The organism is Corynebacterium sp. 5QC2CO, from assembly GCF_024580435.1.
GTDB lineage: Bacteria > Actinomycetota > Actinomycetes > Mycobacteriales > Mycobacteriaceae > Corynebacterium > Corynebacterium jeikeium_D.
This window is the reverse complement of sequence record NZ_JANIKI010000004.1, coordinates 102,735-122,715: the sequence shown is the minus strand read 5'-3', so window position 1 is coordinate 122,715 and position 19,981 is coordinate 102,735. Positions and strand designations below refer to the sequence as shown.

Below are 19,981 nucleotides of genomic sequence, written 5' to 3'. Positions count from 1 at the left end.
TATGACCACTCAAAACTCCAACCGTCCAATCAACCGTCCGACCAACCGTCCAACCAGCCTTCCAACCAATCCGCTGACCTCTGCGCGGTCCCAGCTGCGCTCGTATTTGCGCAAGCGTCTGCACGCTCTGGCAACCGAGGAAAACGGCATGTCAACCGTGGAATATGCTCTCGGAACGATCGCTGCCGCCGCTTTCGGGGCCCTGCTTTACACCGTCGTGACCGGCGGGGATATCACCCAGGCGCTCACCGACATCATCGAAAGGGCGCTCAACACCGATGTCTAGCCGCATCCGCTCTACGCTTCATCGCCTGTGCGTCGGCGACGAAGGCCAAACCACGGTAGAAACCGCTTTCGGTCTCGCGGCGCTGGTCACGGTCATGGTCACGGCTCTGTCCGGGCTGGCCACCATCGCAATGTACCTAGGGCTTACCGACGCAGCCGGAGCCATCGCACGGGCTGAGGCGCGGGGCGATGCGGAGACAGTAGCCGAGCTCCGCGCAGACGCAGATGGGCAGGTCGCGATATCGGAAACCTCCGGTACCGTGCGCGTGACCATTCGGCGCTCAGTGGGGCCATTTTCGCTGGAAGCACGCGCGGTAGCACTGCGGGAAAGAGCGACATCGTCATGAGAAACGTGACAGCCCGCCTTCTTCGCGAAGAAGAAGGTTCCACCACAGTCGCAGCCGCACTGTTCATCGCCGCTTTCGTCGTTCTGACTTTGGTTGGAGTTACAACCGGGGTGAGGGTGGTGCAGGCTCGGCAGGCAGCGGTAGCAGCGGATCTGGCCGCGGTGGCCGGCGCCGTGGCTGCGCAAGAGAGCGACGACGCCTGCGAAGCCGCGGGCACAATCGCAAAAGCTAACCACGCACGCCTTGTGGCCTGCGAGATTGATGGAGAAGATGTGCAGGTCAGCGTCCAACGAAAGGAGAGAAAAGCGATGTCCAGGGCAGGGCCGGCAGCGGTGGAGGATGCTGCTACTGGCCGTCGTTAAGCGCGCGCGATACCCCACTGAGCACCTTGATTGCGCCGGCCTTGTCCAGCGGATCGTTGCCATTGCCGCACTTGGGCGACTGGATGCACGATGGGCAGCCGGATTCGCACTCGCAGGCGGCGACGGCATCGCGGGTCGCGCGAATCCACTGCGCGAAGGCCTCGTAGCCACGGTCGGCAAAGCCTGCACCACCAGGGTGCCCGTCGTACACAAAAACGGTGGGTTGCTGGGTGTCGGCGTGCATGACCGTGGAAACACCGCCGATGTCCCAGCGGTCGCAGGTGGCAATCAGCGGCAGCATGCCGATAGCCGCGTGCTCGGCTGCGTGGAGAGCCCCCGGCGCGATGTCGGAGCCCACGCCCCAGGAGCGCAGGGTGGACTCGGGCATTGTGTAGGCCACGGCGCGCGTGACCAAACGCTGCGGAGGGTAGTCAAGTTCAACACTGCCGAGAATCTCGCCGGTATGCAGGCGACGAAGATAGGAGGTGACCTGGTGAAAGACCTCGACCTGGCAGGAAGCGACCTGTAGACCCTGGTAGTGGTGCATATCGTCAACATCTAGAATGCGGATGGTGGTGTCCATGCGCGAGCTGGTGGAATAGCGCGGCTGCTCGGGGTGGACCAGGGCGACGAGGCTGTCGAAGTCCAGCTGGTCGACAAGGTAGGACTCGCCGCGGTGCAAGTAGACGGCACCGTCGTGGACCTGCTGCATCGCACGGCCAAGATCGATGGTGCCAAGCAGCCGACCATCGGTCTGGTCGACGATGGCTACTTCCTGGCCATCGCCGCCACGGACGTTCACGGCATCGTGGGCAGTGGCAATGCGCGGTCCCTCATCGCGGTCGGTTGGGTAGTAGACGGGTTCTTGTCCTTCCCAGGTGCGCTTGCGCAACCATCCTGCGGACACCATGTCTTCGGCTACGGGTAGGGTTCCCCACGTCTGAAGCTGGCTGGTGGTGACGGGTTTCTCCACAGCCGCGCAGTAGAGGTGTGACCACACCACATGCGGGTTGCGGGGATCGAAGACGGTCTTCTCCACCGGTCGGCCCAGCAGCGCGGACGGGTTGTGGACCAAGTAAGTGTCCATGGGGTCATCGCGAGCCACCAGCACCACCAGCGCGCCCTGACCACGACGGCCCGCGCGGCCGGCCTGCTGCCAGAACGAAGCGACCGTGCCCGGGAAACCGGCCTGCACCACCGCGTCGAGGCCACCGACGTCAATGCCCAGCTCCAGTGCATTGGTGGTGGCCACACCTAGCAGGGTGCCGTCATCGAGCATGCGCTCGATGTCGCGGCGCTCTTCGGCCAGGTAGCCGGCGCGGTAAGACTCGATGCGCTCGGCGATATCGCTGCGTCGGCGCTTCTCCAGGCGCTCGCGCACGCCGAGCGCTACCTTCTCGGCACTGCTCCGCGAACGGGTGAAGGTCAGGGTGCGGGCGCCCTCGACAAGCAGGTCGGCCATGATGTCCGCGGCCTCGGTCGGGGCGGGACGGCGTACGGGGGCGCCGTTCTCGCCTTGGAGGTCGGGGAGCAGACCGGGTTCCCACAGGGCGATAGTTCGCTCGCCGACCGGGGCGCCGTCTTCGGTGATGGCCTCGACAGGCTCGCCGATGAGGCGACGAGCCTGGTCAGCGGGGTCGTTGGTCGTCGCAGAGGCAAAAACCACGGTCGGCGAGGCGCCGTACTCGCGGGATAGCCGCAGGAGGCGACGCAGAATTTGGGAGACGTTGGCGCCGAATACGCCTCGATAGGCATGGCATTCGTCGACGACGATATAGCGCAGGTTGCGCAGCATCCGCGTCCACCGAACATGGTTGCCGAGCACCGAAACATGCAGCATATCGGGGTTGGTAAACACCCAACGGGCGTGGTCGCGAATGGCGCGCCGGGCGTCTTGCGGGGTGTCGCCGTCGTAAAGCGAAATCAGCGAGCTCAGCGACACCGGCGCCATCGCGCGTGCAGTGTCCAGCTGATCGGCGCCCAGCGCCTTGGTCGGGGAGAGGTACAGCGCGGTGGCCGCGGGGGTGGCGGACAGTTCTGTGAGCACGGGCAGCAGGTAGCCGAGCGATTTACCCGACGCCGTACCAGTCGCGACGACGCAGTGCACGCCCTCGCGGGCGAGGTTCGCGGTTGTCGCCTGATGAGTCCACAGGTTCTCAATTCCGTGATCTACCAGCACTTCTCTCAGCCAACTTGGCACCCACTCAGGCCAAGGCGCAGTCACGCCAGCGCGTGCAGGAAGATCCGCAATGTGCGTCACCGTCGCCCGCGGATGCGCACGAATAACCGGCCCCAGTAGCTCCCGCCCAAACGACTCCACCGACGCCACCCTTTCCTGTAAACGCGCACTTCATATGCTTGACGACGCTTCCTATCAGCCACATTCTCGCTATTCGACACCCCAGTTTCTCCGGACTCCGAACACGGGTTTACGGGGGTGGCAAGGAGCTGTTCCTAATCGGCGCTCGCGCCCCAAACGTGGCAGACTTTTTGAGTGTATCGCCCGCCAAAGGGCACCCTGAAAAACCCGCACGAGGTGGAAAGGGTGTTCTGGCCGTGTTTACCCCATCGTGTGTGGACGGATGTGTGGCGAATACTTGTTTTATCGAATCCTGAAGTTGGGAAGTTTTGTAATGGCACAGGGTACTGTGAAGTGGTTCAACTCGGAGAAGGGCTTCGGGTTTATCGCCCCAGCTGACGGTGGCAACGACGTGTTCGTTCACTACTCCGAGATCCAGGGCACTGGTTTCAAGACGCTGGAAGAGAACCAGGCAGTCGAGTTTGAGATTGGTGAGGGCCAGAAGGGTCCGCAGGCTCTGGACGTGAAGCCTCTGTAAGTCAATTATTTCCGGTGTGAACTGGGGTTTTTCCTAGTCTGGCTCGCGGAGTTTTTGGCTTTTCAAGGTCCATGTTGTGTTCATGGGGTGAGCCTTGATTCTCCCACGTGGAAAGTGATTTCTGCGTGGGATTTTTGCATTTCTGGGGGCAGTGGGTCAATCCGAGTTACTGACTACGTTTATGACAAAAATGGCCCGAAAAATGGCTTGAAAGTGTCATAAACTCATACAGTTTCACATTTGCAGCCCGCGATCACGCGCCCGCTGCGGCGGCTGCGCCCGCTGCACCTGTTGCGGCCAGCCATGGCCAGTCATGGCCAGCCACGGGGATGATCATGGCCAGCCGCACAGCAGCCGTCGGGTCGGCCCGGCCACCGGGATCCCCCACAGCAGCCCCTTCAGTCACACCCAAAATCCGCCCGATACTTGAGGAATCCACGCGACAAACTAGATTGTGTGTACGGTATTCCTTATATTCTTCATATTCTTTCCAGATAATCTTCCGGGGAGAACGCGGCCGGGAACTGATTTGCACTGATCGGAACCGGTTGGAACCGATTGCGGGCCTCTCACAGCTGAAGCCCAGCCAGAGTCCGGCCAAGAACCCCAAGATTTAAACGAAAACAAGAATCTAAACAGTCAAAAACATTCAACGTTGCAGGATAGAAAAACTTCTATGGCGAATTCAGACGGCCTCAAGCGCCTTGTAATTGTCGAGTCGGCGACGAAAGCTCGCAAGATTCAGCCGTATCTCGGCGATGATTACATCGTGGAGGCGTCGGTGGGCCACATTCGCGACTTGCCCCGTGGCGCAGCCGACGTTCCGGCTCGTTACAAGAAGGAGCCCTGGGCTCGTCTGGGCGTGAATGTCGACAACGGATTCGCTCCGTTGTATGTCGTCAGCGCTGACAAGAAGAAGAAAGTCGCTGACCTGAAGGCCAAGCTCAAGGAAGTCGACGAACTCTATCTCGCAACGGACCCCGACCGTGAGGGCGAGGCTATTGCCTGGCACTTGCTGGAGGTTCTCAAGCCCAAGGTGCCGGTGCGCCGCATGGTGTTCCATGAGATCACCAAGCAGGCCATCTTGGAGGCCGCTGCCAACACCCGTGAGCTGGACCAGAACCTGGTCGATGCCCAGGAAGGTCGCCGTATCCTCGACCGCCTCTACGGCTACGAGGTCTCCCCGGTGCTGTGGAAGAAGGTCATGCCGCGCCTGTCGGCAGGCCGTGTGCAGTCGGTGGCAACGCGCGTCATCGTCGAGCGTGAGCGCGAGCGCATGGCGTTTATCTCCGCTGAGTACTGGGACGTCGCCGCAACTCTGGACACCGGTTCGGCTTCCTCCGATGCCAACCAGCCGAAGGAATTCGTCGCAACCCTGACCAGCGTTGATGGTCAGCGCGTAGCGCAGGGCCGCGACTTCGATGACCGTGGCCAGCTGAAGAAGTCTGAGGGCATTCGGGTCGTCGATAAGCAGCTCGCCGAAACCCTGGCGGCGGACCTCGTGGGCTCCGAGCTCAAGGTCGCGTCGGTGGAGGAGAAGCCGTACACCCGCCGGCCGTACCCGCCGTTTATGACGTCCACGCTGCAGCAGGAGGCTGGCCGCAAGCTGCATTACACCTCTGAGCGCACGATGCGTGTGGCGCAGCGTCTGTACGAAAACGGTCACATTACCTACATGCGTACCGACTCCACGACGCTGTCCAAGGCCGGCATCGACGCCGCGCGTAAGCAGGCGTTGGAGCTTTACGGCTCGGAGTACGTCGCCGATGCGCCGCGCCAGTACTCGCGCAAGGTGAAGAACTCGCAGGAAGCGCACGAGGCGATTCGCCCGGCTGGTGAGACGTTCGCAACGCCAGGTCAGCTGGCTGGCTCGCTGGATGCCGAGGAATTCAAACTCTACGAACTAATCTGGCAGCGCACCGTCGCCTCGCAGATGGCCGACGCGCGCGGCACATCCATGAAGGTCACCATCGCAGGTGCTACCGACACGCACGCCGTCGAGTTCGCCTCCACCGGACGCACGATTCGCTTCCCGGGCTTCCTCAAGGCATACGTCGAGGTCTCCGCGCTTTCCGACGGTCGCAAGGTCGCCGACAACGCCGAGAAGCGTCTGCCACAGTTGACGGAAGGCCAGGGCCTGACGGCCACGGACTTCAGTGCCGACAGTCACTCCACCAACCCGCCTGCGCGCTTCACCGAGGCCAGCTTGGTGAAGAAGATGGAGGACCTGGGAATTGGGCGTCCGTCGACCTACGCGTCGATTATCAAGACCATTCAGGATCGCGGCTACGTCTACTCCCGCGGCAATGCTCTGGTGCCCTCGTGGGTGGCCTTTGCCGTGGTGGGGCTGATGGAGGAAGCGTTCTCCGATCTGGTCAACTACGACTTCACCTCCGAGCTAGAGGATGAGCTCGACGGCATTGCTGCGGGCAATAAGGATCGCACGACCTGGCTGACCGGTTTCTACTTCGGCGATGACAAGGATCACCGCCACAAGGGAGCCGACGCTATTGCGACCCACGGTGGTCTGAAGAACATCATCGACGTGAACTTGGAATCGATTGATGCTCGGAAGGTCAATTCGCTCCACCTTTTCGACGATGCCGAGGGCAACCCGATCATCGTTCGCGTTGGCCGCTATGGGCCGTACCTGGAGCGTACTCGCCCGGGGGCCGGTGAAAACGGTGCCGACGAGGTGCAGCGCGCTAACATCCCGGAGGCCATGACTCCGGACGAGCTGGATCTGGCTGCCGCCGAGAAGCTGCTGGCCATGCCGCAGGGCGGTCGTGAACTGGGCATTAACCCGGATAACGGTCGCATGATTGTTGCTCGTGATGGTCGCTACGGCCCCTACGTCACCGAGCTGGTCACCGATGAAGAACGTGAAAGTGTCGTAGCCAAGGCTGAGGAGATCATCGCAGCTGAGCGCGCCGAAGAGGACGCTCAGCGCGCTGCCGAGGGCAAGCGGAAGAAGAACTGGGAAACCAAGACCGCCGCCAAGCAGAAGGAAAAGCGCACCGCGGAAATCATCGAGGAAACTCTGAAGCCGAAGACGGCTTCGCTGTTTTCCTCCATGGAACCGTCGACCGTCACGTTGGAAGAGGCTCTGAAGCTGATGAGCCTGCCGCGCGAGGTCGGTGTCGATCCGGTCGATAACGAGGTTATTACTGCTCAGAATGGCCGTTACGGTCCGTACCTGAAGAAGGGCACGGACTCGCGTTCGTTGGCCAACGAAGAGCAGATTTTCACCGTGACTTTGGACGAGGCGCGTCGTATCTACGCTGAGCCGAAGCGCCGAGGTCGTGCTGCTGCGAAGCCGCCGCTGAAGCAGCTGGGCGACAACGATGTCTCCGGTCGTCCGATGTCGGTGAAGGATGGCCGTTTCGGCCCGTACGTCACCGATGGCGTCACCAATGCTTCGTTGCGCAAGGGGGATACCCCTGAGACGCTGACTGATGCCCGCGCCTGCGAACTGCTGTCTGAGCGTCGTGCGAAGGAAGCCGCCGATGGTGGCACAAAGAAGGCGGCGAAGAAGTCGACTCGCAAGACCACGAAGAAGGCTGCGAAGAAGACCACCAGGAAAGCAGTCAAGCGCACCACCAAGCGCGTGGTGAAGGCGATGCGCCGGGGCAAGTAGGGCAAGTAGGTCTTAAGCGCCCGCCGCGCTCGGTGCGCCCTGCGGAGCCGGCTTGGGGCCACCGACCCCGGCCAACTCCGCTCGCATCGTCGGCCCGTACGACAGCCGGCGATGCACCTTCTCAAACGGACCCTGCATGCCGCGACGCTCCATCGCCCACGCGGCCAACAACGTCACCAGCCAGACACCAACAGCGATGAGTGTTTGCACAAATGCACCCATATCGCGCGGGATGTTCAGAGTAAACGGGTACACCAGCGCAAAGAAGATCACCGACTGCATCAGGTAGCCCGTCATCGAACGCTTGCCGAGCGCCACAATCGGCACCAGCCAACCAGGTACAGCGGCGCCCTCGTTCAGGCGTCGTTGGAGCGGCTGCAGTGCTAACGCCAGCCCGGCTAGGATGCCAGGACCGGCGAACACTCCGGCAAAGTTATTAATTACCAAGAAGGCCATGTGCTGTCCGGCTGGAAGAACACCAATCGCTGCCAACCCCATAGGGATGCCGATGCCGAAAGCCACGACCACAGCCACCACGAGCCACCGAATAAGCAGGGGGCGGTGCGCGTCAACGTCGTCAAGCACGCCCTTGCGAGCCCACACGAAGCCAATCATCATCACCGGCAGGTAGAGGAACAGCTGCAGCGGCAGGGTAGTGATGCTCATTGTCAGGACCTGCAGATTCGCGGCGAGCATATCCAGGTAACTTGTTTCAATCGCACCGCCGTTGACGAACTGGCTCATGTCGGAGCCGACGAACTCGGCGTCGGGCATCGCAATTACGAATCCCAAAAACAGCAGGCTCAGTGCAGCGTTGATCGTCAGCGCAATCCACGCGAGAATCGTCAGCACCTTGTTGCTGAGGCCCATAAGTAGCCCGAGGATGATGCCGCAGATGCCATAGAGAAACATGATGTCGCCAAAGAACAGAAACAGCATGTGCGCAACGCCGAACAGCCCCAGGAACGCATAACGCTTTACGACGACCACCCGCGCCCGCGACCGTGGAAAGTTCCTCCTGGCCAAACTGCGGACGATGAGTCCTACACCGAAGCCGAGCAGCGTTGCGAACATCGGCAGCCCGCGGTTATGCGCGGTCACTGCGGTAAATAGCACGGTGACCTTGTCGGCGATGCTGTCGCTTATGACGCCGCCGAAGAATGCTGCGGGCAGTTCGGGATCTGCAACCAGCCAGGCGGTGGCAATGTTCGCGATTGCGATGCCGAGGAGAGCGAACCCGCGCGCAGCGTCGGGGACGAGCATGCGAGGTCTGGGGTTGGGGCTAGAACTGGGGCGGTTGTCAGTCATTCCTCCAACGTAAAGGAACTGTGGGCGGGTGCGCAGGTTGGCGGCGGACGGCGATTGTTGCAGGAGTCTTGCGACATATCGAAAAACGATATAGTATCGAAAAGCGATACATCGAATAACGATGTGTCGGGGTTTGGCTGCAGCTCCAAGCGACCCGCAGAAAAAATTCACTAACCGCGCCAATGACGGTGCAGCAAGGAAACTAGCTATGACATCTCCCCAGGCCAAGAAGCCAAATGACCCATATGTCAATCAAACTAAGGAACGCCGGGATGTAGTTGCGGGCCTTTTTGTCGGAGTGCTTGCGCTGGCGTACATCCTTCTTGAGCTCCGCCACCCGGTTCTTCACCAACAGTTCCCCAGCGATCTGACTCTGCTCCTGCCTGAAGTCCTGGGAAGTGACAAAGGGGTTCCTATCGAGGTTATGAGTGGTGGAGCCCTCTCCTTGTTTATTGCCGCTACTGTTGTTCGATGCGTTATCGTCGCCGCGATTGCCGTGCTCTGCGTGTTGTTCTCACTCTCGTACCTGAAGGGCGAGTTCTTTACGGTTAAGACTGCGCGACGCGTTATGGCTATCTCCTGGCTGGCAGTGATCTATCCGGCAAGTGGTTTCCTGCAACTTATGGGCGAAAACTGGGTCGCGGGTGACTTGAATTTGAGCACGTGGTTCCAGCGCGACCATGCCGATTTCTATCAGCACCTAGGAATATGGTTTGTCCTTGTGATGGTCATCTCCACTCTCGGAGTTATGTTGTTCCGAGCCGCGCGAATGCAGGAAGACCAGGAAGGGCTCATTTAAATGGCGAAGGTTGTGTGCCACTTAGATGAGCTACTGGAAAGCCGCGGTATGACGCTCGCAGCCCTTTCCGAACAGGTCGGGGTCACACCGGTCAACCTCTCAGTGCTCAAAAACAACAGGGCGAAAGCCGTGCGCTTCACGACGCTCACTATGTTGTGTGAAGCCCTGGACTGCCAGCCAGGGGATTTATTCTCGGTGGAGTAGTTGCGCTCGCCGTCTGAGAAGTCTAGGGATGCTAGGCGTCCAACGAGCACAGCATGAGCACCGCGAGACCGACGAGTCCGCTGCCCCCCTAGGCCTCGTCGGCAAGCGTCGGGCGCACCGGGCGCGCCAGCTGCGTCATGTGTGTACGGCCGCGCAGCTCCACGGACTTCAAGGTGGTCCAGCGAGCCTGCTCGTCCTCGTTGGCCAGGCGAATAGTGGAAGCCGTGGCGAGCACGCGGCCCGGGGTGTCCTTGGCCAGCTCGGTCAGACGGGCAGCCTGGTTAACCGCGTCACCAATGACCGTGTACTCAAAGCGGTCGCGGGCACCGATGTGGCCGGCGACGACGTGCCCGGCAGAGACGCCGATACCCGCAGTGAGCTGGAGGTCGAGCAGTTCCTCGCGCAGTTCACGGGCGGCGGTGAGGGCGTGCCCAGCAGTGTCGTCGAGGGGCAGGGGAGCACCGAAGACAGCCAGAGCCGCGTCACCCTGGAACTTGTTGATAATGCCCTTATTGCGGTGCACACAGTCAACAACGTGGTCGAAGAAGGCATTGAGCTCACGGACAACGACTTCTGGCGAGTTCTTCTCCGCGAAGTTGGTCGAACCAATCACGTCCACAAAAAGCACCGCGACGAGGCGATTCTCGCCACCCAAAGTTGGCTTTTCTTCCAGAGCCTTACGGGCGACCTCAGACCCGACATAGCGACCGAAGAGGTCACGGACCCGCTGACGCTCCTGCAGGCCACGCATCATTTCATTGAAACCCGCCTGGAGAACGCCCATCTCGGAGCCGTCGTAAATAGGCACGCGCGTATCCACCTGGCCCTGGCGGACCTTGTTAATCGCACCCGTGAGATCACGAATCGGGTCGACGATGGACATAGTGGCCAACATCGTGCCGAAATAGCCGGTAATCAGAGCCAGAATTGCCAGCGCGGTGATGGTGGGCAGCAAATCTGCCGCGTCATCTGTGAATAGGCCACGGCGCTGTCCTATCAGCACAAGCAGGATTGCCACCACTGGAACACCGCTGGTCAGCACCCACGTCTGGCGCAAGCGGTGGCCAATCGGCGGCTCCAGCGAAGAATCCGGAGCCCTACGCGCCAGCGCCTCCACGGCGACCGGACGCACCATGCGCTCCGCAATTAGATAGGTCAACAGCGCCACCATAGCGCCACCGAGCACCGAAGTGAGCAGCACCATCAGGCCAATCTTGCTGTCATAGGCGAACGCAACTCCACTGAAGACAATCACGCCCAAAGACCAGATGACGGTACCCAAAAGTGCCTGGTAGACAGGCACGCGCATGACCAGATATCGCACCCGCCGCGGATCGTGCATATCCGGATGGCGCTGCCATTTCACCAGCGGTTTGAACAGAATCCAGGTAGTGCCGATACCCGCGATAATCGCCAGAACCAGGTACCCAGCCAGGGCATAGATGACCCCATTAGCTAACCGCGGCAAGTGAGTTTCTTGGTTCAGTGGCAACAGCATGCCGAGGAACAAGCCGACAATCATGGCTCCGACAAGGTTGCAGACGAAGATAAATGAGGCATAAGCAGGCCACATTGTCCCACGTAGCCATTTCAGATTTCGCCAGAGCCGTTGCATGATTACTACCTTAGTGGCAACCCCGGATTGCAGGGAGTAGTTACCTCACAAGAGTCCCGTGGGGCGCGCTAGAGTTGTGGCCATGACAGAGCCGATGACAGAGCGCAGCGTGTTTTCTCGTATGCCCGAAACCGGTGGGGTTCGCCAGCGGCTGCAGGCTGCTGTGCGCGCTGCGCATTATCGCTTTGCCAATGGTCAACCGCTGGCAGGCGATGGGGTGGAGGTTTCGCCGGAAGGTGGGGACGCGGGGTCGTCGTTAAGCGATGTGCCACGCGACTCGGACATGACGCACGCCTGGCTGTTCACGGGACCTGCGGGGTCGGGGCGGTCGGTGACGGCGACGGCGTTTGCGGCGGCGCTGCTGTGCACGCGGCATGACAACCCCGGGTGTGGCGAGTGCGAGGGCTGCCGGACGGCGCTGGCGGGAACGCATGGCGATATCAAGATTGTGCGACCGGAGGGCACCATCATTTCCGTGGCGACGGTGAGGGACGAACTGCGACCCTGGGCCTACAAGATGCCCACGACGGCAGATTGCCGCGTGCTGATCATCGAAGATGCCGACCGTCTCAATGAATCCGCCTCAAATGCGCTGCTCAAGGTGGTGGAAGAGCCGCCGCTGCGCACCGTCATCATCATGTGCGCACCAACGACGAACGCGGAGGATTTCTCCGTTACGCTCCGTTCGCGCTGCCGTCACGTCTATGTACCGACGCCGCATATCGACGACGTCACAAACCTCCTGCGCGCCGAGCGGCCAGAGCTTACCGACGAACAAGCGGTCTGGGCTGCGACGGTGTCCAACGGTCACATTGGGCGTGCGCGTGGCTTTGTCTCTGATGAGGGCTCGCGTGCCTGGCGGGGTAAGGCCCTGGATTTCGTGGAGGCCGTGTTCGACCCGGCGAAGTCGTATTTGGCGGCACGAGAGCTAGCCAACGAAGTGGCTGGCGAGGTGAAGCGCCGGATGGAGCCACTAGAGGCTGAGGAGCTGGAGAATCTCGAGCGCTCGTTGGGTGTAGGTGCGTCTGGCAAGGGTGCGCAGGCGGCGCTGCGCGGCTCTAAGGGCGTGATCAAGGAGCTGGAGGAAAATCAGAAGCGGCGGCGCAGGCGCGCGGAGTCAGATCTGATTGACCTGTCGTTGACCGACATTATGGGGCTTTACCGGGATGCTCTGGTGTTGGCGTTTGGGGCGGAACGTGCTGGGTCGGCTTCTGGCGCTGATTCCGAGTTTGGGGATGGCTCCGTCTACCTCATAAATCCAGACCGTCGTCGGACAGCCACAGAGCTAGCCCGACGCCTTCCGCCGGAGGCGATTTTGGCCTCCATCGATGCCGTAACCGAGGTGCGCGGCATGCTGGTGACCGCGGTGAAGTTGACGGTCTTGATGGATGAATTGATGGCTAAATTGCAGATCGCAGGGCAGGTTGGTCGCAGGTAAGCAGGGAGAAGCACCTTATTCAGCGGACTGCAGGCCCCATTTTGGTAGCGATGGGGGCAGTGCAGTAGTATTACCGCTTGTACATTTTGTGCAGGGTTATTTCTGCTTGCTTGAAAGCTCGGCGCAATGTGCGTGCCGCCTTAGCTCAGTCGGTAGAGCGTCTCACTCGTAATGAGAAGGTCGCGAGTTCGATTCTCGCAGGCGGCTCGGTTTGAAACGGGATCCTTGAAAAAGGGTCCCGTTTCTTTATTTTTTGGATTGGTCAAACATGAGGAGAGCGAATCCAGCGGCAGGCCGAGGAGTGGGGTGATTCCCCGAAACGAATGGGGGCGGAAATCTCGGAGCCGGGGACTCTCAATCGAGTGTTTGCTACTGTTACTCAGCACATGGCAGGTACGCGGAAACTAGGAGAACGCACTATGCGGCAGCTCGGACACCAGCGACTAGCAGTGCAGCGATCAGCAGGACGACTAGCTGTGGCTTTGGTGGCTGCGGCAGTTGTGCCAGCCGGTCTTGTAGCCTGCACCATCGACACGGAGGCCTCCAAAGCCAGAAGCGCTCAGCAGGCTGCGTCTACGGAAACTCAAACCTCCTTGGCTGCTGAAGAAGAGGCCATGCAGATGCCGAACCCCACTCCGCCGAATGAGGAGTTTGCAATGCCTGATTCTGCTAACCCCGACGCAGTCGCTCCGGGCGACGCGCCACAACAGCAAGCTAATCGCGCTACTTCGCGTGCCGACGGCTCCAGCGCTGTAGCCGGCAAGGTCATCTACCTCGACCCGGGACACGCCGGCACCCCACCACCTGCCGACCTGATGGTCACTGACGGTCGCGGTGGCCAAAAGCCGTGTAATACTTCCGGCACCGCTTCCAATGACGGCTTCCCGGAGCACGAGTTCAATTGGCTGATGGCGCAGGAAATCAAGCAGCTGCTCGAACAGCGCGGTGCTCAGGTGCTACTCAGCCGCGAGGATGACGCAGGTCGTGCAGATTGCATCGATGCCCGCGCAGAGAAGGAAAATGCCTCCAACGCCGATGCCGTGGTGAGCCTCCACGCTGACGGTGCTGGAGAGGGCAACCGCGGATTCCATGTGTCGGCGATTTCTCAGCCGCTCGCTAATAATGACGAGCAGGGATCTACCGCGCTGGCAACCGCCCTGCGCGATGCTTTCGTGTCAGCCGGTTTTGCTCCATCCAACTATCTCGGCAGCGAGGGGCTGAATCCACGCGCGGACCTCACTGGACTCAACCTATCGACGAAGCCAAAGGCACTGGTCGAATACGGCAACATGCGCGATAGCAGCGACATTGCCCTCTTGACTTCCAGCGAAGGCCGTCAGCGCTTGGCAGAGGCCACTGTGGCTGGGCTGGAAGGATTCTTGGCGCAGTAGCCAACCCGCTAACTAGCGGGGTTGGCCTTAGCCTTCGGCGTCATCGCGTCGTAAGGCTCCATCATGGGGATATCCAGCATGGTGCTGGGGACACCAAAGGCGTCGACAAGTACCTCAGACCAGGGGCCAAGGGAATCCACCAGATCGGCCAAGCCCGCCCGCGCGCCCTTGGTACGAGTACCGGTGAGCAGTGACTGCTCCAAGAACCAGCCGGCGTTATCGCAGACAACCGACAAGAAGAACACATCACGAACCTGCTCGAGGACTTCTTGAGAGCGCTCGTCTGTGAGTGTTGATTCGGCTTCGAAAAATGCTTCCAAGATCATGCGATCGATATGCGCCCAGGCGCAGGAAATCATGTGGTCCTGGACCTTGTCCACTAGCTTCGCGGCCTTTTCAACAGGCAGTTTCCGCGCCGGGCGCAGCCTGCGAGCAAGGGACTTGAGAAGTCGGTTCTCGCGCTCGATGAGCAGTTGCATCTGGCTGGCGGGGTCAAAGAGCGAGGACTCATCAGCGTCAGTCAGCGCATCCAAGAGGTTCTGAACGACGGCATCCGCACCGGTGCGACGGCGCAATATACCACTGAAATTGTCGAGGCCGAAGCGCAGCATTTCCAGGTTGGAAAAACTCTGCACCTCCCGGGCAAAACCACCCAAGAGTTCCTTGGTGACCAGCTGCAACATCACCACGTTGTCGCCCTCAAAGGTGGTGAATACGTCAGAGTCTTCCTTGAGAATGGTCAACAGGTTTTCGGCCATGTAGCCAGCTCCACCGGTGGCCTCACGCATCTCCTGGATGGCGTTGGTGGCATGCGCGGTGTTGGCCACCTTCAATGCGGCGGCATGCGCCTCCGCTTCACGCAGATCGCGAGCCTGCTCCGGGGTTAGATTCGCACGGTCCAGTCCTTCTGCTTCGAGGTCGTGAATCCGCTTGATCAGCAGATTGGTGGCAAATTGCAGACCGTACGAACGCGCAATGCGGGGGAGCAGCCGGATTCGGTGCTGGCGGTGCTCAATGAGTTTCTTTTCCGGCAGCGAATCGTCGGGAGCAAATTGGCGCCGCAAGTGTGCGTACTTGGTGCCGATGGTCAATGCGGTGCGGGTTGCCGCACCAGCGGCCGCACCGACTGTCACGCGGCCACGCACGAGGGCACCGAGCATCGTGAAAAACCGTGCATTGGGGCTGTCAATATCGCTGCTGTACTCGCCAGTGGCCGAGACATCTGCAAAACGGTTAAGCAGGTTCTCCCGCGGCACGCGGTAATGATCGAACATGAGAGTGCCGTTGTCCGCGCCCAAGAGGCCGCCCTTGGTGCCGTGGTCGCCGATAGCAACTCCGTCGACAGGCGAACCATCATCATTGCGGATTCGAGCGACAATGCAGTGCACACCATGGGATTCTTCCTGCCCTGGTGTGTAGAGCTGGCAAAAGACCGCAGCCCAGCGCCCATCGCGCGCGGCATTGCCCAAAAACCACTTCTCAGAGGAAGCCGTAGGGGAATTGAGGATGAATTCTTCCGTCTCGGGGTCGTAGTGCGCCGTGGTCTCGAGTGATTGGACGTCCGAGCCGTGGCCGCGCTCGGTCATCGCAAAGCAGCCGAGAGCCCGCAGCTCAATGAGATTGCGCACCAACTCGCCGTGGCGCTCAGTTCCCAGGTTGCTGACAGCGCCGCCGAAAAGGCCCCACTGCACTCCGGACTTCACCATCAACGACAAGTCGGTGTGGCCGAGCATTTCAATCCCGGAGAGAGTGCCACCGGTATCTCCTGTGCCGCCCTGGTCAGTGCGGAAAGCGCCATAGGGCATGCCGGTCTTAAGCACCTTGGATAGTGCGTCAGTGGTGTGTTGTCTGGCCTCCTCCACGGTCAGCTCAGAGGTGGGCCGTAGAGACGGATCTTCTAGAAGAGTGCGGACATCAGCGCGCGCCTCGGGGAAATAGCCGTCCAGGACCTTTTGCAGTGCGCTTGCCACTTCCGGTTCAGGACGGGAGGGGAGCGTCTTCGGAGCGTCGGTCGAGCGACGGCGGGGGATTCGCGTGGAGGTGGAAGAAGTCTGTGCCATAACCCAACGTTAATGGGATATCTGGGGCTTGTCAGCCGCTTTCGACTGAGAAACTCATGAGGAAATCGGGGCCGCGGCAAGAGAAAACCAGTTACCGAGATAAAAGGAAGGCAGAAACGCAAAAGCCGTCGTCAAGCAAATACTGCGTTGTGCAGTGCTTGACGACGGCTCGCGTAATCAGACCTTCGGTCGGTCAGACCCCCTAGCTGTGGGAACTAGACGCGCGACTTAACTTCGTCGAGGTTAGTCTCCGGGTGCTCGATGAGGTCACGGTCTTCGAGGCCCTTCGGCAGCAGGAACAGGGCGATCAGAGCCGGGATGGTCATAGCCATCAGGTAGATCGAGATGTAGAACGGGTTGCCGGTGGCGTCCATAATCATCTGGGCAATCATCGGTGCGAATGCACCACCCAGGACAGCGCCGATGGCGTAAGCGATGGAAGCGCCGGAGTAGCGAACCTCAGCCGGGAACATCTCGGAGTACATGGCCGGCTGCGGGCCGAAGGTCAGTGCCAGCGGCAGAGTGAGGACTGCGACGGTCATGACGTAGAGGAACGGACCCTGCTCCAGGAGGCTCCACATGACGGCTTCCCAAATAATAATCAGGACGTAGCCGATGATGAAGGTCTTAGCGCGGCCGATACGGTCGGACCAAGCGCCGGCCATGAACATGAAGATGGTCCAGCAGATACCGGCGATGAGAGTGCCTGTCCAAGCGACGGTTGCGGGGTAGCCCAGTGTCTTCTGTGCGTAAGCGCCGAAGAATGCGATCACGAGGTAACCGGTGGCCTGCTGAGCAGCGAAGATCAGGGCGCCCTGGATAACCTTGCCCCAGTGGTTGCGGAAGAGCTCCGGCAGCGGAGCGGAGCGCTCAGCAGACTCAGCCTGCATAGCCTGGAAGACCGGGGACTCATCGACGGTGCGACGAATCATGTAACCAATCAGAACCAGGATGAAGGACAGCAGGAATGGCACACGCCAACCCCAGTCCATGTAGGCTTCCTCGCCGATGATAGCCATAACAATCAGCATGGTGCCGGTAGCCAGGGTCAGACCCAGCGGAACACCGGCCTGCGGGAATGCGCCGTAGATACCGCGCTTTTCCTTCGGTGCGTACTCCACGGACATCAGGGCCGCACCGCCCCATTCGCCACCCGCGGAAAGGCCCTGGAAGATACGGAGCAGAACCAGCAGGATAGGTGCAGCGATGCCGATTGACTCATAAGTCGGCAGCAGACCGATACAGAAAGTAGCTGCACCCATGCCGATGAGGGTGAAGACCAGAATCATCTTGCGGCCGTAGCGGTCACCGATATGGCCGGCGACGATAGCGCCAAGCGGGCGGAAGAGGAAGGAAATACCCAGGGTTGCCCAGGCGAGCACCTGAGCGACCTGTGGGTTCGACTTCGCAGCCGGCTCGATGAAGTGCGGAGCGAGCACGATAGCTGCGGCCTGAGCGTAAATCAGGAAGTCATAAAACTCGATGGTCGTACCCACGAGAGTTCCCGTGAGCACCTTGCGGCGCTGCTTGGGATCATTCGCGATGATCGAAGTAGTCATAAAACAACAAGACTTTCTTTACATACCCGTCCGCACGGCCATCGAGGACCTTGGTGATTTCAGCGGTCGTGCAGAAATCGCCCCAGGTTTTTCTCAGCCAGCGTTTGGGGAATGGACAGATTGTTTGACGGTGTCGAATTCTTACACAGCCAGACCGGTAGCGACCAGCGTTTGAACTTCAGCGAGCGACGACAAAAAGTGGGCAACGGGGGTAATGGGGGTTTGTGAATGACGGTAGATTTCCTTTGTTTGTGACCGCTTCACCCATCCGTGTGTCTGAAAAACGTGGCATCGGGGGTATGCAAAGGGTGTGGGAAAGGTGGTGCTTAACGACGGGCCGTTTCTGACTGAATTTGCGTGAGTTTGTGGTTGTTTGTGCGCGAGATTGTCTCAAATTTGTGCGCGAGATTGTCTCAAATAGGGGAAATCTGCGTTTCGTGGCAGTTCGGCTACCCCCATCTGGATTGATTTGTAATTATATAATCAGTAATAGTGTGAATCCTGTGGCAAAAGTGGCGCAAGATATGGTCAAAATAACGGAACAGTAACGATGTAGTGTCGAAAAGGGCAATGCCCCCGGATGGGGCAGGCGACTGAGGCTGTTAAATTGCCACCCTGAGACGGGGGTATGAGCCCCAGGTTTTAGGGGCATTTCGGTCGGAGGTGGCCCGAAGCGCCGAAGCCACCCCGACACACCTCTTGTGGTTAGCTCCGGTGGCTTAAATCTGCACCATTGTGGGTAAGAGGCTGGGGACCGTCGTAAAGTAAACGACATGTCTTCTCACGCAGGAACTAACGGCAATGAAAATGAGGTACCGCACGGCAGGGCCAAATCCAATAAGGGCACGCCGTTGTGGCTGCTCGCCGCAATTGCAGTTTTCGCCGTCGCGTGGGGTGGCAATGAATTCACACCGCTGATGGTGATGTACCGCGAAAACGCCGACCTGGCGCCGGTGTTCATTGACCTTCTATTGCTGGTCTACGCCCTCGGCATCGCGCCGGCACTGCTGATTTCTGGCCCAATCTCGGACCGTATCGGCCGTAAGCCGGTGATGCTCGCCGCGCCGGTGCTCTCGATTCTGGGTTCGACTCTCATCGCGCTGGGCGAGACCATCGCCCCGCTCATCCTCACTGGTCGTTTTATCTCGGGCTTGGCAGTCGGCATTGTCATGGCCGTGGGCGGCTCGTGGGTAAAGGAGCTTTCCGATCCGCGCTTTGACCCCAAGGCCACTTCCACCTCGGGTGCCAAGCGTCAGTCCATGGCGTTGACCTTGGGCTTTGGCCTGGGTGCGGGTATTGCCGGCACGCTGGCGCAGTTCGCACCGCTGCCGGGGCAGTTGGCTTATATCATCCACATCCTGATTTCCATCCCGACAATCTTCGGTCTTGTGGCTGTGCCGGAGACCCGCCAGTCGCCGCACCTGGGCGGCAGCAACGCTCCGCACGAAAGCGTCTGGGAGTCCCTACACACCCCTTCGGTAACTAACCGTCGCTTCCTGCTCGTCGCCGCGATGGGAGCGCCGTGGGTCTTCGGTGCAGCCGGTGTTGCCTATGCAATCATTCCTTCTCTGCTTCAGGACCACGTCTCCCAGCCAGTGTTCTACTCCGCGATGGTCACACTGTTTGCGCTGCTCTGTGGTTTTGGTATTCAGCAGATTGGTCCACGCTTTGTAACCGAACACAACGCCCGCGGCTCGCTGATCGCAATGGGCATTGTGGTTATCGGCATGGGAATGGCCGCTTGGATGTCCACCAACCCCACCGCAGTGACGGCGTTTATTGCAGCGCTGGTGCTGGGCACCGGATACGGCCTGGCCATGTTTACCGGCCTCAACGAGGTCCAGCGCATCGCCGGCCCGCGCGACATGGCCGGACTGACCGGTATCTTCTACTGCCTGACTTACATCGGCTTCGCATTCCCGGCAATTCTGACCAAGCTATCCGAGTCCATCTCCTGGATGACCTATCCGGTCATGCTCGGTGGCGGTATGGTCATCGCCATCCTGATGGGCTTGGTTATTTTCTTCAATTCCACCGTCAACCTGCCACAGCGCGCTGAGTAATCACGCATTCCTCGGAGTACTAATCAACCCCGTCAATGTGAGGTTGGTACACGTATAAGCGGTTTTCCTTACTAAG

At 60.1% G+C, this 19,981-nt stretch carries 16 protein-coding genes and 1 tRNA gene; 11 read left to right on the top strand and 6 right to left on the bottom strand.

Features of this window, described 5'->3' with window-relative positions:
- Position 1: 1 nt before the first annotated feature.
- Genes NQ014_RS05300 through NQ014_RS05290 form a run of 3 tightly spaced genes read left to right on the top strand, consistent with a single transcriptional unit; the run spans position 2 to position 994 of the window.
- Complete coding sequence (locus NQ014_RS05300; protein WP_373467707.1) at positions 2–286, top strand: DUF4244 domain-containing protein; 285 nt, start codon at positions 2–4, stop codon at positions 284–286.
- On the top strand, positions 279–632 hold the full coding sequence (locus tag NQ014_RS05295) for a TadE family type IV pilus minor pilin (protein WP_257074087.1): 354 nt from the start codon (positions 279–281) through the stop codon (positions 630–632). The genes NQ014_RS05300 and NQ014_RS05295 overlap by 8 nt, the downstream gene beginning before the upstream one ends.
- The gene (locus tag NQ014_RS05290; protein WP_257074086.1) at positions 629–994 is read left to right on the top strand and encodes an Rv3654c family TadE-like protein; all 366 of its coding nucleotides are present in this window, start codon (positions 629–631) and stop codon (positions 992–994) included. Before NQ014_RS05295 ends, NQ014_RS05290 begins: the two co-directional genes overlap by 4 nt.
- Here the strand turns inward: NQ014_RS05290 and NQ014_RS05285 are convergent.
- Entirely contained in the window at positions 978–3,314 is a 2,337-nt protein-coding gene (locus NQ014_RS05285; protein WP_257074085.1) for a DEAD/DEAH box helicase, read from the bottom strand. The genes NQ014_RS05290 and NQ014_RS05285 overlap by 17 nt on opposite strands.
- A gap of 313 nt (positions 3,315–3,627) precedes the next feature.
- On the opposite strand from NQ014_RS05285, the gene NQ014_RS05280 reads away from it, so the two are divergent.
- Positions 3,628–3,831, top strand: a complete 204-nt coding sequence (locus tag NQ014_RS05280; protein ID WP_005511370.1) for a cold-shock protein — start codon at positions 3,628–3,630, stop codon at positions 3,829–3,831.
- Positions 3,832–4,084: 253 nt separating this feature from the next.
- On the opposite strand, the gene NQ014_RS05275 is transcribed toward NQ014_RS05280, so the two are convergent.
- Positions 4,085–4,237, bottom strand: coding sequence for a hypothetical protein (locus tag NQ014_RS05275; RefSeq protein WP_257074083.1), 153 nt, complete (start codon positions 4,235–4,237; stop codon positions 4,085–4,087).
- A 270-nt stretch (positions 4,238–4,507) separates the two neighbouring features.
- On the opposite strand from NQ014_RS05275, the gene topA reads away from it, so the two are divergent.
- A complete protein-coding gene (topA, locus tag NQ014_RS05270; RefSeq protein ID WP_257074082.1) occupies positions 4,508–7,468 on the top strand; it encodes a type I DNA topoisomerase in 2,961 nt (986 codons plus the stop codon).
- A gap of 12 nt (positions 7,469–7,480) precedes the next feature.
- On the opposite strand, the gene NQ014_RS05265 is transcribed toward topA, so the two are convergent.
- Positions 7,481–8,731, bottom strand: a complete 1,251-nt coding sequence (locus NQ014_RS05265; RefSeq protein ID WP_257074157.1) for a DUF418 domain-containing protein — start codon at positions 8,729–8,731, stop codon at positions 7,481–7,483.
- Positions 8,732–8,984: 253 nt separating this feature from the next.
- On the opposite strand from NQ014_RS05265, the gene NQ014_RS05260 reads away from it, so the two are divergent.
- Together NQ014_RS05260 and NQ014_RS05255 are read left to right on the top strand one after the other, a co-directional pair.
- Positions 8,985–9,575 carry a hypothetical protein gene (locus NQ014_RS05260; RefSeq protein WP_257074080.1) on the top strand — a complete coding sequence of 197 codons (591 nt, stop codon included), beginning with the start codon at positions 8,985–8,987 and terminating at the stop codon, positions 9,573–9,575.
- On the top strand, positions 9,576–9,779 hold the full coding sequence (locus tag NQ014_RS05255; protein WP_005511351.1) for a helix-turn-helix transcriptional regulator: 204 nt from the start codon (positions 9,576–9,578) through the stop codon (positions 9,777–9,779).
- Between the two features lie 88 nt (positions 9,780–9,867).
- Here the strand turns inward: NQ014_RS05255 and NQ014_RS05250 are convergent, their stop codons facing one another.
- Positions 9,868–11,394: an adenylate/guanylate cyclase domain-containing protein gene (locus NQ014_RS05250; protein WP_257074079.1), complete on the bottom strand. Its 1,527-nt coding sequence runs from the start codon at positions 11,392–11,394 to the stop codon at positions 9,868–9,870.
- 82 nt (positions 11,395–11,476) lie between these two features.
- Here NQ014_RS05250 and NQ014_RS05245 point away from each other — a divergent pair, with 82 nt between their 5' ends.
- The 3 genes from NQ014_RS05245 to NQ014_RS05235 all read left to right on the top strand — a co-directional run bounded on the left by NQ014_RS05245 (position 11,477) and on the right by NQ014_RS05235 (position 14,223).
- On the top strand, positions 11,477–12,832 hold the full coding sequence (locus NQ014_RS05245; protein ID WP_257074078.1) for a DNA polymerase III subunit delta': 1,356 nt from the start codon (positions 11,477–11,479) through the stop codon (positions 12,830–12,832).
- 134 nt (positions 12,833–12,966) lie between these two features.
- Positions 12,967–13,039 (top strand) — tRNA-Thr (locus tag NQ014_RS05240).
- A 212-nt stretch (positions 13,040–13,251) separates the two neighbouring features.
- On the top strand, positions 13,252–14,223 hold the full coding sequence (locus NQ014_RS05235; RefSeq protein WP_257074077.1) for an N-acetylmuramoyl-L-alanine amidase: 972 nt from the start codon (positions 13,252–13,254) through the stop codon (positions 14,221–14,223).
- A gap of 8 nt (positions 14,224–14,231) precedes the next feature.
- Here NQ014_RS05235 and NQ014_RS05230 read toward each other — a convergent pair whose 3' ends face one another.
- Positions 14,232–16,283: an acyl-CoA dehydrogenase family protein gene (locus tag NQ014_RS05230; protein WP_257074076.1), complete on the bottom strand. Its 2,052-nt coding sequence runs from the start codon at positions 16,281–16,283 to the stop codon at positions 14,232–14,234.
- A gap of 215 nt (positions 16,284–16,498) precedes the next feature.
- Positions 16,499–17,842, bottom strand: coding sequence for an MFS transporter (locus NQ014_RS05225; RefSeq protein ID WP_257074068.1), 1,344 nt, complete (start codon positions 17,840–17,842; stop codon positions 16,499–16,501).
- 773 nt (positions 17,843–18,615) lie between these two features.
- Here NQ014_RS05225 and NQ014_RS05220 point away from each other — a divergent pair.
- Positions 18,616–19,905 (top strand): MFS transporter, encoded by a 1,290-nt coding sequence (locus NQ014_RS05220; RefSeq protein WP_048732299.1) that lies wholly within the window; start codon positions 18,616–18,618, stop codon positions 19,903–19,905.
- Positions 19,906–19,981: the final 76 nt, after the last annotated feature.